Annotated in this window: 8 protein-coding genes and 1 pseudogene; all 9 read right to left on the minus strand. The window is 69.5% G+C overall.

Annotation, left to right across the window (positions count from 1 at the left end; translation table 11 throughout):
* Positions 1-172: 172 nt before the first annotated feature.
* Entirely contained in the window at positions 173-4,609 is a 4,437-nt protein-coding gene (locus JOF48_RS01215) for a type VII secretion EssC family protein (protein ID WP_209676560.1), read from the minus strand.
* Entirely contained in the window at positions 4,606-5,310 is a 705-nt protein-coding gene (locus JOF48_RS01220; RefSeq protein WP_209676561.1) for an FHA domain-containing protein, read from the minus strand. The genes JOF48_RS01215 and JOF48_RS01220 overlap by 4 nt, the downstream gene beginning before the upstream one ends.
* Positions 5,311-5,338: 28 nt before the next feature.
* Positions 5,339-7,111: a serine/threonine-protein kinase gene (locus JOF48_RS01225; RefSeq protein ID WP_209676562.1), complete on the minus strand. Its 1,773-nt coding sequence runs from the start codon at positions 7,109-7,111 to the stop codon at positions 5,339-5,341.
* The gene (locus tag JOF48_RS01230) at positions 7,108-9,231 is read right to left on the minus strand and encodes an FHA domain-containing protein (protein ID WP_209676564.1); all 2,124 of its coding nucleotides are present in this window, start codon (positions 9,229-9,231) and stop codon (positions 7,108-7,110) included. Before JOF48_RS01230 ends, JOF48_RS01225 begins: the two co-directional genes overlap by 4 nt.
* The gene (locus JOF48_RS01235; RefSeq protein ID WP_209683986.1) at positions 9,224-10,189 is read right to left on the minus strand and encodes a PP2C family protein-serine/threonine phosphatase; all 966 of its coding nucleotides are present in this window, start codon (positions 10,187-10,189) and stop codon (positions 9,224-9,226) included. The genes JOF48_RS01230 and JOF48_RS01235 overlap by 8 nt, the downstream gene beginning before the upstream one ends.
* A gap of 65 nt (positions 10,190-10,254) precedes the next feature.
* On the minus strand, positions 10,255-11,604 hold the full coding sequence (locus JOF48_RS01240) for an RDD family protein (RefSeq protein WP_209684811.1): 1,350 nt from the start codon (positions 11,602-11,604) through the stop codon (positions 10,255-10,257).
* A gap of 48 nt (positions 11,605-11,652) precedes the next feature.
* Positions 11,653-11,736: pseudogene (locus JOF48_RS20100) on the minus strand (zinc-ribbon domain-containing protein); the annotation flags it as partial.
* A gap of 94 nt (positions 11,737-11,830) precedes the next feature.
* Positions 11,831-14,260 carry a transglutaminase-like domain-containing protein gene (locus JOF48_RS01250; protein WP_245346357.1) on the minus strand — a complete coding sequence of 810 codons (2,430 nt, stop codon included), beginning with the start codon at positions 14,258-14,260 and terminating at the stop codon, positions 11,831-11,833.
* Positions 14,260-15,591: a DUF58 domain-containing protein gene (locus JOF48_RS01255; RefSeq protein ID WP_209676565.1), complete on the minus strand. Its 1,332-nt coding sequence runs from the start codon at positions 15,589-15,591 to the stop codon at positions 14,260-14,262. Before JOF48_RS01255 ends, JOF48_RS01250 begins: the two co-directional genes overlap by 1 nt.
* Positions 15,592-15,595 lie beyond the last annotated feature (4 nt).

Genomic DNA, 15,595 nt, shown 5'->3' on the forward strand with positions numbered 1-15,595 from the left:
GCAGGCTCGCTGTGGGTCCCTCGCCGGCGTGGGCCCACCCACCGGCTCCCGCAGCTCGCAGGCTCGCTGTGGGTCCCTCGCCGGCGTGGGCCCACCCACCGGCTCCCGCGGCTCGCTGTGGGTCCCTCGCCGGCGTGGGCCCACCCACCGGCTCCCGCGGCTCGCAACGGCGCTAGCGTTCGTGGTCCATGGTGGTTGCCACCTGGAGCTTGAACGCCTTGCCCCGGCCCACAACGTAGCCCCGTCCGGGGACAAACTTGTTGTTGCGCGTGCGGCCCAGCGGGGTGCTCATGAGCGTGTCGCCCTCGATGTCCCCCGGGTTGAGCAGCAGGCCGCGGCGCCCGGCCTTGAACAGGCCGGAAATGTTCCAGGCCGCAGACCAGGTGGAAGTCTCCGCCTCGCCCACAACAAACAGGTTGGCCTTTACGGCGGCTTTGACTAGCGCCACCAGTTCCATTTCCGCCGGGGAATCACTGAATTCGGTGACCCCCTCAATGAAGAATGCCACAGGTTCCCCCTCGGCCTCCACCTGGTCGATGAAGCGGCGCAGTTCCGGCGCCACCCCGCCCGGCGTGGCAAAGGCCTCGTCCCAGACCGGCAGCGACGCAACCGCCGAGCGACGCGAGCCGAAGTACACGCGGCGGGTGCCCGGCGTCGAGCGCTTCAGGGCCTCGGCGAGGGTGACCAGGGCCGTGGTGCGCCCGGATCCGGGCGGGCCCGTCAGCATGAGCGCCCCGCTTGCGGCCAGGCCCGCGGGCTCGAGGTTGTAGTCGTCCGCGCCGATGGTGACATGTCCGGGACCGGCCGTGGGCAGCACGTCCAGGTCCAGGATCTCCGGCAGCGACTCGATCCGCGGCGCGGCCTTGACGCCCTGGCGGCGCATTGATTCGCCCAGCGACGCCACCTGCCGCGCCTGCAGTGCAAGGTTCGCGGTGCCGCCAAAAATGGCCAGCTGGATTTCGCCGCCGTCGATCATGCCGCGCCCGGGAGGTGAGGAGGCGTCAAGCACGTCCTTGGGCAGGCCCATGGTCACGTAGTCGTCCGTCGTGGCCATGCGCAGCACCAGCTTGCGCTGGATGGATGACGCCAACGACGTCGGAAGGGACCTTGTGCTGTCACCGGCAACGACGATGTGCACGCCCATGGGACGGCCGTCGGTGGCGATCTGCTGCAGCGTCTCGAACTGGGGCATGCCGGGGCGGAACTCGTACAGTTCGCGGAAGGCGCCGAGGCCGTCCAGCAGGATGATGATGCGCGGCTCGTCGGGCCTGTTGGCCAGGCGCCGGTATTCGGAAATGCTGCCGGCCTTGGCCTGGGCAAAGCTCTCCGCGCGCTCGTCGATGATGCCGCGGACGTAGCGGAGCAGGCGCCCCACGCGTTCGCCGTCCTCGGCGTTGATGATGCCGCCCACGTGGGGCAGCACCTCCAGCATCTGCAGGCCATTGGAGGCTGCATCGATGCCGTAAACCTGGACGGGGCCGCCGCGCGGGGTGATGGCCGCGGCGACAGCAATGGTGCGCAGCGCCGCAGACTTGCCGGAACCGCTGGCGCCCAGGATGGCCATGTTGCCGTCCCTGTCCGGTTCGTAGAACACGGTGGGCTGGGCCTGGTGGGCGGGGTCGTCCATGACGCCCAGCAGCAGCTTCTGGTCGTTGCGGGGGGTGGGCAGCTTGGAGAAGTCGTAGATGCTGGACAGCTCGCCCAGCCACGGCTTGCGCGGCGGCTTCACACCCAGTTCCACGGCGGCCAGTGAAATGTTGGCAACCACGCGGGCGATGTCATTGGGCCCGGCAGACTCGGCCACGGGCGCGGCCTCGATCTCCTGTTCCCACGGCGCCCCGGCACCAAAGTCCATCTCCACAATGTCGATCCGCGGGCGTTCCGGGGTCCTGCTGGTCCAGCCTCCGGCATAGCCGGTTTGGAAGCCCTCGATGCGGCCCGGGCCGGTCTTCGCCGCCCCGCGCCCCGGGATGGAGGGGCTGAAGTAGGCGGCCGTGTCCTCGCCGAGGATGTCGTTGGAATCGTCCACGTCGGCCATGCGCAGGGCAATGCGCATGTTGGTGTTGGCGCGCAGGCTGTCCTTGATGACGCCGGAGGGGCGCTGCGTGGCCAGGATCAGGTGCAGGCCCAGGGAGCGGCCGCGGGCGGCAACGTCCACCACGCCGTCCACAAACTCGGGGACTTCCTTGGCCAGGGCGGCAAACTCGTCCACCACGATCACCAGCGACGGCGGCGCCTCGGGGTCCGCCTCCCGTTCCAGGGCCAGAAGGTCCTTGGCCTTCTTCCGGTTCAGCAGGTGCTCGCGGTAGTGCAGTTCGGCCCGCAGCGAGGTCAGGGCGCGGCGCACGAGGTGCGGCGAGAGGTCGGTGACCAGCCCCACGGTGTGCGGCAGCTGGACGCAGTCTGCGAAGGCGGCGCCACCTTTGTAGTCCACGAACAGGAAGGAGAGCCGGTCGGGGCTGTAGGCCGCGGCCATGCCCAGCACCCAGGACTGGAGGAACTCGGACTTGCCGGCGCCGGTGGTGCCGCCCACCAGGGCGTGGGGACCTTCCGTCTTCAGGTCCAGGTACATGGGCTCGATGCCCTTGGAACCCACCAGTGCCCGGAGGGAGCCTTGGTGCTTGCGGTTCTTGACGGCCCGGGCGGCAACGGAGTTGTTCTCCAGCCAACGGTCGGCGATGCCGGTGGTGCCCTCCACGAGGTCGTGCCCGGCAAGCGCCACGTAGGAGACGGCACGCGGGAGGTCGGAGTCGTCGTCGACCGGCTTTCCGGCGTCGACAACCGGGGCCAGCATGCGCGCCAGCTGCCCGGCCAGCTCGGCATCAACGCTTTCGCAGCTGACGGGGTAGCTGAGCTGGCCCAGGCGGACCTGGCCGGTGGTGGCGGTCTCGGCGACCTGCAGGAAGTCGCGGCAGGCGGCCGGCAGGGCCTCAACGGAGTTGGCCACCCACAGGATGTGCACGCCGACGTCGGCACCGTATTCGGTCAGGCGGGTCAGCCGCGCCCGGTCCACGTTGACGTCGTCCTCAATGATGACCAGCAGGGCCGGGACAGCCGGCGGCGGGGCGTCGGCCTTCTTGGGGTCCAGGGGGCCGCGGTGGGCGGCGCCGCGGGAGGACATGGTGACCCCCCGCGCCACGAGGAGGTCCTCAAGCGAGGCCAGCAGGGCGCCGGCGGCACCACGGCCCGCGGCGAGGTGGTCCCCGCCCAGGGGGGAATGCACGGAGCCGACATGGGGCAGCCACTGCAGCCACTGCCACCTCTCCTTGGACTCGGTGCCGGTCATGGCGGCCACGGCCAGTTCAGCGGGTGAATGCAGGCCCACGGCCTGCAGCACCAGGGCACGGGCCACGTCGTCGACCACGCCGCGCGGCCCGGCGATGCCAAGGGCGCCGCTGGTGCGCAGCTGCGCCACGACGGGCACGGCGTCAATGTCGGTGAACTCGGTCTTGAGCTCGGCAATCTCCTCCATGTATTCGGGCATGGTGTTGTTCCCGCTGTCCTTGGCCAGCGGCGTCCGGGACGGCTGGCGGCCCACGCCCAGGCGCAGTGACAGGAAGGCGGGGTGTTCGGGCCGGTGGGTCCACAGCAGCGGCCCCAGCTTGTAGATGGCCTCCACGGTTTCCGCGGCCGAGGGGCTTTCGGCGAGCCGCACGGCGCGCTCCACCTGCTGGCGGGCCGTCATCTGGCGGCGGAACTCGGTCACGGCGCCGCGGAACTGTTCGACGGCGTCGCGCGTGTCCCGCTTGGCGTTCGCCCTTTGGTCAACCCAGGAACCAATCATCATCAGCGGCATCATGGCGATGAACACGAGGCTGTACAGGTTTTGCGTTACGGAGTACATGATGGCACCCATGAGAATGGGGGCCATCAGCATCAGCATCGGGAACCTGGTGCGCCGGGGCCGCTGCGGGCCCGCGGGCACGGCCTGTTCCTCCACCTTGAAGTGGGGCACCACGCGCGGGGAGCGGTTGAATTCCACGAGCGGGCCCGTGGGGCCGCCGGTGGCGGCGTTTCCCAGGCTGACAATGGAGATGGTGGAATCCCCCAGCGTCACCTCGTCATAGGAGCCCAGCACGGCACGGGAAACCTGGGCGCCCTCCATGAGCAGGCCGTTGGCGGAGCCGGTGTCGACGATCTCAATGGTTTCACCCACGTTGATCCGGGCATGCCGCTTGGACGTCATCGGGTCGCTGAGTCGCACGTCCACGTTGAAGTCGCGGCCGATGTAGCTGGTGCCCGACGGCAGGGCGAACTCCCGGCCCTGGTCGGGCCCGGAGACGACGCGCAGCGTGGCGACGGCCGGGCCGCGGTCGTGGCCTGGCATGGAGAAGGTGTCGCTGACCTGGGTCAGGGCCACCGTGGCGCCGGGGCGCAGCCCGGACTCGAGCAGGTTGGACTCCGGGGGCAGGGTGCGCCCGCGCAGCCCGCCCACCAGGGATTCCTCCACCAGAAGGGACAGCTTGGCCGGGGCGCCGGCGCCCTTGCGGGAGGGGTCGGCCAGGTACAGTTCGGTGGCAATGTCGCCCACCGTGGCCAGGCCGTCCACCGTCACGGCCAGGTTCTTGTCTTCCTGCGGTTCACGCCGGAGCGTCAGCCTGATCCTCATTCATCGTCCGTTCCGCGTTGGGTGTCCAGCAGGGGCAGGTCATCCGGGATGACCAGGTGGGAGGTGACGGCGTGCTCCACGAGCCGGGCGCGCCGGTTGGTGGCCAGTTTCCCGCCGCCGCCGCGCAGTCCCACCACGCCCACCCGGTCGAGCTTGTCGCACACGTTGTCCAGTTTGCGGTTGAAGGTGGTCAGCGGCCAGCCCAGCCGCTTGGCGGCCTGCGCCGAGGACGGGATGGCGCTGAAGCCGGTCCCGCCGCGCCGCAGCATGGGCTCGGCCAGTGCCACGATCAGGGCCTTCTGCGACTCGGTGAACACCACCGGGCCGATCGTTGTGGAGCCGGCGGAGTCCTCTTCGCGGCTCAGCGACTGGAACGACGGCGCTGCCAGGTGCACGGAGAATTCGTAGGTGGTGGGCCCGGCCGTGAAGATCACGTTGGTCTGGCTGAACACGAGCGGGATGCGGGCGCCCGGGGCCATCCAGGCCTGCATGCCGCCGGCGGCGTCGGCGATCGTGGCCGAGAGCATGGTGCCGGCATTGCTCAGCCACCAGATCCCGTCGTATTTGCTCACCTCAAGGAACTTGCGGTGCAGGTACGGGTTGTCGTCCACCTCAAGGTCGCCCTCGCGGCCGATGCTAAAGACGCCGTCCGGGGACGGTTCGTACCACTCGCCACAGAAATCAATGGTCAACTCGGCCATGCAGGCATCCCCCTTGTGTCCAGGCCCGTCAAGAGCACTTCTTCGTCTCAGGCGACGTCTCGCCCGATTTCCTCAGCAGTTTCACCGAAATGCACGACTTGTCATCGGCGCCGTTGGCCACGAACACCTTCGCCTCGGCCACCCGCTTGTACTCGCCCGTCGACACCGCGCTGATGGGCGCCCACAGGTAGGCGTCGCCGTCCTGCGGGTCCGGGTTGGTCCAGGTCCATTCCGAGCCGCCGTCGCCCGGCGCCGCGGCCAGGTCCGCCACGGCCGGCACGGGCGCACCAACAACCAGGGCGGACGACGGCTTGCCGCTGGCCACCGGCGTTTCCGGCGCCGTGGGCGCCCCCTGGTTGGTGAAGACCACCACGCCAATCACGACGGCGGCCGCCAGGACCAGCCCCGAGGCCAGTCCCAGCCACAAGCGTTTCCTGCCTCCTACCCCCGGGGCCGGCTGCCCGTGGGGGTCCGCCAGGTCTTCGGCGAGGGCGGGTGCGCCGCGCTGCACCGTGGAATCGAGCACGTGCTCGGCGCCCTGGGCAGGGCCTCCGTGCCAGGCGGCCGGCTCTGCGGGCCGGGCCACGGTGTCCTCGACGGCGCCGGGCGGCCCGGCGGGAGCACCCGGCCCGGGGATGCCGGGCGCGGGGGCCGCCGGGGCGTGCGGGAACGTCCCAGGGACTGTCTGGCCGTTGCGGATGAGCCCGGTGGTGTTGCCCGTGGTGTTGTCCCGCGGGTTTGCCGTGGCCCCGGATGCTGGGCCCTGCCGCGGCACCGCACCCCGGCTGCCGCCCCCGGTGGTGCGGCTCCCGCCGTCGCGCGTGGGAAAAGTGGGGTTGGCGGTGGGCGCCTCGGGGTCAATCGAGACGACGCTGCGCACCCGGGTGGCCTCGTGGTGGTCGTCGGGGCGGACCTCGTGGGAGACCACGTCGTCACGGACCTCGAACGGGGTGACGGAGAGGTTCAGTTCCGTCTGCACCCGCATGAGCGCGCGGGCAAAGTCCTTGGCGGAGGCGTAGCGGGAGGCCGGCGACTTGGCCATGGCCGTGGCCAGCACCCGTTCGAGTGCCTCGGGAACGTCGGCGCGGCCCAGGCCCGGCAGCGGGGCCGAGGCGATGCGGTCCATGAGCATGCGCTGGGAGTTGTCGGCGCCAGGGATGACGAACGGCGAGTGGCCGGCCAGCAGTGTGTAGATGGTGGCGCCGAGCGCCCAGATGTCCACCTTCACGCCGTCGGTGGCGCCCGCGCCGAAGGACTCCGGCGGTGACCACGGAATGGACATGCCCCCGCCCTCGGACTGTTCGCCGTCCATGGTGCCGGAGATGCCAAAGTCCGTCAGTGCGGGCCGGTTGTAGTCGGTGACCAGCACGTTGGCCGGCTTGATGTCGCGGTGCGCGATGCCGGCGCGGTGGGCGGTTTCGACGGCGGACGCCACCTGGATGCCGACCTCCAGGGCCCGGTCCACGCTGCTGCGGCCCTGGCGGTACTGCACGTCGAGGCTGGGCCGCGAACAGTACTCCATGGCCAGGTAGGAGTGGCCGGAGTCGGTGATCTCGGCTTCAAAGATGGTCACGATGTACGGGTGTGCCGACAGCTGCGCCATCAGGTTTGCCTCGGACTCGAAGCTGCTGCGGGCACCGGCCGTCTTCAGGTCGGCTGTGAGGACCTTGACGGCGACCTTGCGCCGGGGACGGTCCTGCTCATACAGGTAGACGTCGGAGAAGCCGCCCGAGCCCAGCACCGAGATGAAGCGGTAGCCGGGCAGGGTGGGCGGCGGCGCCGGTGCGCGGCGGGAACTCACAACAGCCCGTCAAAGAGCAGCGAGACGCCGTCACCCAATTCGGCGATGTCGCCGTCGAGCAGGATGGCTTCCTCCCCTTCGCCCAGGCGCCGCGGGGCCTGGCCCTCGCGCACCAGGACGGTGCCGTTGGTGGCCTTCAGGTCAACCAGCAGCACGTCCCAGCCGTCCAGGCGGACCTCCACGTGGGAGCGGGAGATGTCGCCGTTGGGGCTCTGGACGTGGACCAGGCGCGGCATGGCCTCCACCATGACGCGGGAGACCGACGGCTGGCGGCCGACGATCAGGGAGTGGTCCAGCTCCACGACCTCGCCGCTGGAGATGTGCATGGTGCCCAGGCGGGGGCGGCCCACCTCGCGGGGTTCGGAGGTGATGGCCGCGCCGCAGTTGAAGCAGGCGGACAGGCGCGGCGGGTTGGCGTGGCCGTTGGGGCACAGGCGTGCCAAAACCATGGGTCCGGTGGGCGGGCGCGAATCCAGCACGGCCGCCACCTCGGGTGCCACTTCCAGGCCGAGGTCGCTGCGCATCACGGTATGCCCGTCATGGTCGGGGTCGTAGGCGTCGTGCTCGAAGGCGGCCCCGCCGGCTCCGTCATGTCCGGTGCCGAGGAAGCCGGCCAGCACGTCGCCGTCGCCGTCCTCAAGGGGGACGGGCAGTTCCGGCGGCTGGGGCAGGTTCGCGGGGGCGGCGGGGGCGGCGGCCGCGGCGGCGCGGCTGGCGAGCCCCCACGGCACGGATTCAATCAGCAGGCTGGCGGGAATCTCAATGTCCGGTTCAGCGTCCGGTTCCACGTCCGGTTCTGCCCGGAGGGAGACGTTTCCGGCCGCGGGCGGCTGGGCCGGTAGCGGCGGCAGCTGCTGCTCCGCCAGCGGGGCCGGCGCATCGTCCCCTTCGCCTTCGGTGCGCACGGCTGCGTCCTCCACGTTCTGGGCCACGGTGGCGCCGAACAGGAAGTCGTAGTTGGTGGTGAACCCGTCCTCGGCGAGGTCCGCCGCGGCGTCCGCCGGTTCGGATCCGGCCGGCTCGTCGTCGGGGCGCCCGTGCAGGGTGGCCGCGCCCGGGGCGTCGTCGGAGTCCCCGTCCAGTCCTGAAACGCCGGCATCGGGGGAACCGGCTTCTGCGGCAAATTCACCGTCGGCGGGAACGTCGGCGCCCAGGTCGCCGCCGTCATGGCCGACGTCCTCAAAACCGGTGCCTTCCAGGTCCGTGGCGTCATGCGACGCCTCATCCAGGCGGCCGGCGTCGTCGAATCCGTGGCCTTCCCCGCCGTCCTCGCCGTCGGGGCGGATGGTGAGGTTCAGGTCGCCGTCCAGCGGTGCGCCGGGGACGTCCATGGGTGCCAGCTGTGCATCCCATTCGGCGTTGGCGGCTGCCGCGGCAAGGGCAAAGTGCTCCTCCAGCGGGTGGACGGCGTCCTCGTAGCCGCCGTCGAAATCTTCCAGGCCCGTGGCGGAAGGTTGTGCATCCGGTTCACTGTCCGCCACACCCTCCGGCCTGGCGAGCTCGTGGAGACCGGCAAGCCCGGCCGCCCCGGCCACCGCACCGAGGGGTGCCGGAGGCAGCTGGGCGGGCAATCCGCCGTCGTGCTCCAGGGGATCAGGCGCGGGGGAATCCGCCAAAGCCGGCGCTTCCTTCTCCAGCAGCAGGCCGCGGCGTGCGCGGCGCTCCCCTGCGGCCCCGGCCTGGCCCGGCGCCATGTGCAGGGCAGCCAGCCTGACGACGGCCCCGTCGAGGGGCAGCCCGGCGGTGGCGGCGGGCGCGCCGTCGAAGGTCAGGTCCAGGGACTCGGGCAGCGCCATCGAGCGCTCGCTCCAGGTGGTGACGTCGCGGCCGGAGACCAGTTCGGTGCCGTCGGCGGTGTGGGCGGCGAGGGTGATGTCCCCGCGCAGGATGGTGTGCAGGCGTTCGCCGTGCAGGAGGATGGCGAAGCTGGGCAGGTTGGCCAGGCCGGTGCCGAATTGCTCCGTCACCTCGTGCAGGATGCCGTGAATGGTGGGCTCCGCGCCGAGGAGGTCCCAAAGCCGGGCAACGATGGCGGGGTCGGTGCCGTCCTCCAGGACAACGGCGGCCCCGTGGCGCACAATGCCCAGCCAGGTGCCGGTGGTGTAGCTGTTGTTATCCATGGTTCTCCTCGTGCAAGGGTGTGCCTGCAGTCTCTTGCACGGCTGTGGTTTCTGGTGCGGCGTCGGTGTCCGCTGCGGTTCCCGGTTCGCGGGCGGCATCGGCGCCGGGGGTGTCGGCCTGGCGCCCCTGCGGCTCCGGCCGGGGCGGGCGGGGCAGGGTGTCGCCGTCGGCGTGGTCGCGCTGCGGGGGCTTGTCCATCGTTTCATCGCCGGCCGGCCCGCCAACATTGCTGGCATCGAGCACAATGGCCGTGATGTTGTCCCGGCCGCCGGCGCGCAGGGCGGCCTGGATGAGCGCGTCAACCGCGTCCTGAGGCTTGGGCAGGGTGCTCATGATCCCGTGGATCTGGCTGTCGCTGAGCTCGCCGGTCAGCCCGTCGGAGCAGACCAGGATGCGGTCGCCCTCCTTGACGGGCACCAGCCAGTAGTCGGCCTCCGTGTCCGAGCCGGCGCCCAGCGCCCGCGTCACCACATGCCGGCGCGGATGCACCAAGGCCTGCCCTCGCGTGATGTAGCCGCCGTCAACAAGCTCCTGTACCTCGGAATGGTCCACGCTGATCTGCTCCAGGGCGCCCTGGCTCAGCCGGTATGTGCGCGAATCGCCCACGTTGAACACCAGCCAGTACGGGACGTCGCGCTCCTCCACGAGCACCACGCCGGTGACGGTGGTGCCGGCCTGGGCGTCCGTCAGCTCCCTGATCCGCGCATCCGCCTGGCGCAGTGCCGCCTGGAGGTCCGACGCCGTTGCCTCCCGGGAGCCCTGCGTCAGGACCTGCTGCTGGCCCAGTGTGCGGATGCATTCCCCGCTGGCCACTTCCCCGGCCTCGTGCCCGCCCATGCCGTCGGCAACGGCAAACAGGGGGTCGGCGGCAAGGTAGGAGTCCTCATTCAGTTCCCGGCGCAGGCCGCGGTCTGTTCCGGCGCCAACTGCCAGCCGGACGCCGGTGGACTCGCCCAGCGGTGCGGCGCCCTCCTTGTCCGGCCCCTGCTCAAGTGCGCCGGCGCCGGTTGGTCCCGCCGCGCTCACGCGCGACCCACCACAAAAGAGCGTTCGCCGAAGTGCACGCGGGCACCGATTTCGGCCAGGACAGGGGTGTTGGGGGCCAGGGGCGTCTTGGCGCCGGACGTGCCGGTGATGGCGCTGCCGTTGGTGGAATTGCGGTCGGTGACCCACAGCCCCTCGTTGCTGGCCCGGACGTGCAGATGCGTTTTCGACACGGACATGCTGGTGTCGCGGATCGTGATGAGGCGGGAAATCATCTCACCATCGTAACCGGCGGGGTTGCGCCCGATGAGTGCCACGGTGTCCACATCCTGCAGGGCACCGTCGTCAAAGGCCAGGCGCAGCGGCGTTTTTGCGGCGGCCGGGCGGATCCGGGTTTCACCTGCGGCTTCGTCGGCGTCGCCGGCCGGCAGCGGTTCGGTGGTCTTCCACGTGGGCTGGCCCGTATCTGACGGGGCTGCCTGGGGCGGCGCCGCGGCAGGCGGTGCGAAGCTGACGGGTTCTGTGTAGCCGGCTGCCGTGGGCTGCTGTCCGGACGGTGCGACCTGCCCTGCTCCCGGAGCAGGCGCGGAAAAGCCGGGAACCGTGGTGATGGTCCCCTGCGTGAAACCGAACTGCTGCGGCTGCTGCGCAACGGGCTGCGGGAGGGGCGAGTTCACCGTGGCTATGGTCGGCACGGGGGCAGGTTCATAGGACTCGCGGCCTGCCACTCCCCCGGTTTCCATGGGATTGCGCCCGGCCTTGATGTCAAAGACAAGGGTCTTGGCCACCTTGTCGTGCCAGCCCTGCCACTTGCCGTTGGGGTCCCAGGTGTTGGAGATGATGACAAGGATCGGCCCCACCGTGGGAACGATCCCGGCCAAACCAATGATCAGCCCGCGAAGGAAGATGGCCAGGAATCCGGCCCGCTCCCCTGCCATGTTGGTGGTGCGCAGCCCCAGCATGGCGTTGCCGGGGGTCTTGCCCGTGCGGGCTTCCCAAATCCACAGCCAGAGGCCGTAGGCGAGGCACAGCAGGAGAAAGGCCGAGTAGGTCAGCAGCATGTTGCGCTGGAATGCCGCAAGGTCCGCCTCGGTGGAGACGCCGCCCATCTGGACAATGACGAGCACGCCCACCACAACAGCCAGGATGGCAGGCGGCACGCCGTCGATCAGCTTGGCGGCCAGCCGGCGCCCGGCACCGCCGGGGACAAGTGTTGCTGCGGCGGCAAATCGGGCGTCTCCGCCCACCTGCTGGGGCGCCACGAGCGGCGCCGTGGTGCCGATGCCCACGGGGACGACACCGGGAAGCGACGGGGCGGCGCCGGGCGCCTGGCCCGCAACCGGGGGCTGGACCGGGGCGGGGGCCTGGCCGGTGAAGGGCTGGCCCACGAGCGGCACTGTTGAGGGCACCGGTGCGGCGGAACGGTTGGGAACCGCCGTGCCGCACAACGTGCAAAATGATGCGCCGGGAGCGATTTCCGCCCCGCAATTGCGGCATGTGTCCACCACTTTTTGCCCCATGTGCTTCTCAACCCTTCAATCGTTGTGCGTCTTTCAACAGTCCTGCATCGTGCGGAACTGTACTGGCCAGGGCGCCCCTTGCGGGGCGCCCTGGTCATTTCGCTGTGCGGCCGGAGCGCTTCCGCGACTCCACCAGCAGCGACCGCGGCGAGAACCGCGCACGCATCCGCTTCCAGAATCCTACCGAGCCGTTCATGCTTTTGAGCGATTGCTCCACATTGTCCCAGTAACCGGTCACCTCTGACTCGGTGGGCTGGCCCGGTCCGAAGATCGCGGCGTCGGCCCGCTGCGCAAGCAGCGCCGTGGTTCCCTGCGTTCCCGGGAAGCTGGTTTCCAGCGAGGCCGCGGTTTCGCGCCGGGTGCCGGAGAGGTCCACCACGGCGCCGAGGTCGGTGGCCTGGCTGAGCACCTCGGACCAGCCCCCTCCCACCCGGTCGGTGGGCAGGCCCTGGGTCAGGCGCTTCTTCCGGCGGCGCGACTTCAGCCCCACGATCAGCACCAGCGGCAGGATCAGGATCACAACGGGAACGGCCGCGACGGCAACGATCAACAGGATCCGGGAGACGATTTCCGCCACCGGGTTGTCCTTGCTGTTGGTGTTGATGGCGTCCGCGTTGTTGTCGTCGGGCAAGTCGGCAGGCTCCTGCGGCGGGGGCGGGGGCTGGAGCACCTGCGGCTTCGGCTTGGAGGCCTTCTGCGGTTCCGGCGGGTTGGGCACATTGTCCTTGTCCGGCGTCGGGTTGAACGGTACCCAGCCAACACCGGCGAAATTCACCTCAACCCATGCGTGGACGTCGGAGCCGGTGACCTTCAGGCTCTTGGCGCCGTTGCTCTTGCCCTGCGGATCCGGGTAGAAGCCCATGACCACGCGTGCCGGAATGCCCAGGTGTCGGGCCATGAGAACCATGGCCGTGGCGTACTGCTCGTCGTCGCCAATCATCTGCTCGTCGGACAGCATCTTAGTGATGCGGGCCGCGTTGTGGCCGGAGCTCGACTGCACCTGCCCCTCCAGCCCGTTGCTGAACTTGCCCTGCTGCTTCAGCGCATTCTCCAGCGCCTGCACCTGCTCCAACGGATTGCTGATGTCACCGACAATGTTGCTTGCCTTGACACCGACCACCTGCGGCACATTCTCCGGCTTCGGCAGGCGCACCGTACTGAAGTGCGCCTTGGCCAGCCTGCCTTGGTCCACCACGGGAACATCCACGTTCATGGCGTATGAGTCGCCCTGTGTGATTCCGGCAAAGTTCAGCGCGGTGCCGGATTCCTTGTTCAGGTAGAGCGTGGGTGTGTTTCCGCCTGAGCTCTGGTACGCCAGGCTTTGTGCAACGGCGACATTGGGAATCCACACGCCGTTGTAGCCTGCAATCTTGATTCCGACGGCGGCCGCACCGTCCCCCATACTCTGGTTCAGCGACTTGGGGTCGCCGATCGGGGTGAAGGAGGCTGAACTGTTGGGGTCCACGTTGAACACCACGCCGTCATAGCTGTCCATGGCGGCGATCCGAATGCGCCCGTCCTTCGGGAGACCGTCCACAGTAAACAGGACCGTTTCCTTCTCGTTCTTGAGGTAGTCGCGGAACTTGGTCAGCGGTGAGGGCAGCTCGTGCAGCTCCGGCGGCGGGATGACGTTCTCGCGCAGCACCTCGCGGGCGCCGGGCGCTGTCAGTGCCGGGGTGGCCACCATGGTGAGGGTGCCGGCCACTGCAATGACGCCGGCTGCCATCCCCATCCGATGCCAGAACGCCGTGCGTGCTGCGCCCGTATCGGCAACCTCATGGTTGGTGGAGACAGAGGCTGCCGTCTCCCGGCGGGCGAGTTCGTAGCGGTAGGCTAGCCAGGCGACGCCGCCCACCGTGAGAATGACACCCCGGAATCCGGGCAGGAACACCTGGGCGGTGCCGAAAAGGATGCCGGTAATGAACAGCGCCACCACCGGGATCAGGGACCAGGCAGCGTTGCGCAGCCGCCAGGCCAGCGTTCCGGCCGCAATGGCGGCTATGAACGTTGCGAGGTAAGGCACAACCATGACCTGCACGCTGGTGCCGACGGGCGCGGCAAGCGTCAGCATGTGCTTCCACGAAAGCATGATGCCCAGCAGCAGCCCGCGAAGGGATTCCCCGGTTGGGATGAACCCGGCAATGGACTCTTCTTGGGCCGCGAGGGCGCTTCCAAACAGCATGTACGCGGCGAACGACACCGCCATCATTGTGATCAGCCCCAACCGCCAGTGCGCGCCGAGCGCGGCAATGCCCAAACCCAGGACAATGGCGCCGAAGCCGGCAATGAGGTACTTCGGGTCGTGGCCGAACGCCGGGCCGAAGCCCAGCACACCCACGCCCAGCAGCACGGCCAGGACTCCGGCATCAATCAGGAAATGCCACCAGGGGCGGCCTGTCCGGAACACGGAGACGGGTTTGGGTGCGGCACGGCGGGGGCCTGCGTTGGCCGGGTTCGCCAGCCGCCTGCCCGCGGGGCCCTGCGGCACTGCGGTGCGCTGTTGCGCAGCACTTCGGCGCCCCATTATGCGACCGCCTTTCGCAGCACCATTGGGAGGTCGTTCAGCTCGCCGAGGGTCAGGACCGTCAGTTCCGCAATGTTGGCGCGGGACGGCTGCGCCCCGCCGATGCAGCGGATGGCGAAAGCCCGCACGCCGGCAGGCACGGAGGCCGCGGCGGTGCGCAGTTGGGTGGCCGTCACCTTGGAACCAACCACCATGAATACCACGGATGCGTTGGGGACGGCGTCGGACAGGGTCCGGGCGAGGTCCACGGTGGTGCCGCGGCGGTTGTTGGCCCGCAACCGGGTCATGTCGTCGAGCATGTTCTTGCCTGTCTCGCAATGCAGGGGGCCGCGCTGGGTGAGCATGCTCAGCTCCCGGTTTTCCTTGATGGCCTGGCGCCCCAGCGAGGCCGCAGCCGAAATTGCCAGCTCGAGGTCGTCGTCGTGCTGGTACTCATCCATGTTCACCGAGAGGGCCACGGCCATGTGCGAGCGGCGGGTTTCCTCAAACTGGCGCACCATGAGCTTGCCCGTGCGGGCCGTGGTCTTCCAATGGATGTGGCGGCGGTCATCGCCGGGCACGTAGTCGCGCAGGGCATGGAAGGCGATGTCGGAGCTGGAGAGGTCCTTCGTGGTCAGGCCCTCGAGGTCCTTCAGGAATCCGGCGGCGGGGCCGTCCAGTGCCGTGGTGCGGGGGTGAACGTACAGGTCCACGGGGTTCGTCCACTCCATGCGGCGGCGCAGCAGCGTCAGTGGATCTGCCCGGACTGAGCTGACCGGGCCCACCGTGATGACGGCGCGGCGCGTGGTGGGGATGGTGAAGAGGTCCTCGTGCACCTGCTGCGGCGCCATGCGCGGCAGGTGGAAGATGGCAGTGGCATGGCCCACGGGCAGTTCCATCGCGGCCGGCGGAACCACGCGGCCGGCCTTGTTCTCGACGGCGATGCTGCCCACGGCGTGGTCTCCCACAGCCACGCGGGTGCGAGCCAGGTCCAGCCCCACGGCGTAATTGGAGCGGCCCAGGACGAAGGCGATCGCGATGAGCGCGAGCAGCATCCCCAGCAGCGCGGCAACCTTGGCTTCCTGCCAGCCGTACACCGCACCGAGGATCCACAAAAGCAAGGATGCGCCGATGATGACGAAGCCCAGTGTGCTGATGGTCTTGAAGGCGGGAACCACGTAGCGCCGGGTCCAGCCGGCGAGCACTTTCCAGACGGGTGCTACGTAGCTGCCGGCGACACGGTCCGCCTCACGCCAGATGGACGTGGGATGCAGCCGGGTGGGTGTGCCTTCGCGGTGGAAAGGCCGCCCAAGGAATTCACCCACCTTGGCAGCACTGGATTTTACGTTCATGCTC

Source organism: Arthrobacter stackebrandtii, assembly GCF_017876675.1.
Lineage (GTDB): Bacteria > Actinomycetota > Actinomycetes > Actinomycetales > Micrococcaceae > Specibacter > Specibacter stackebrandtii.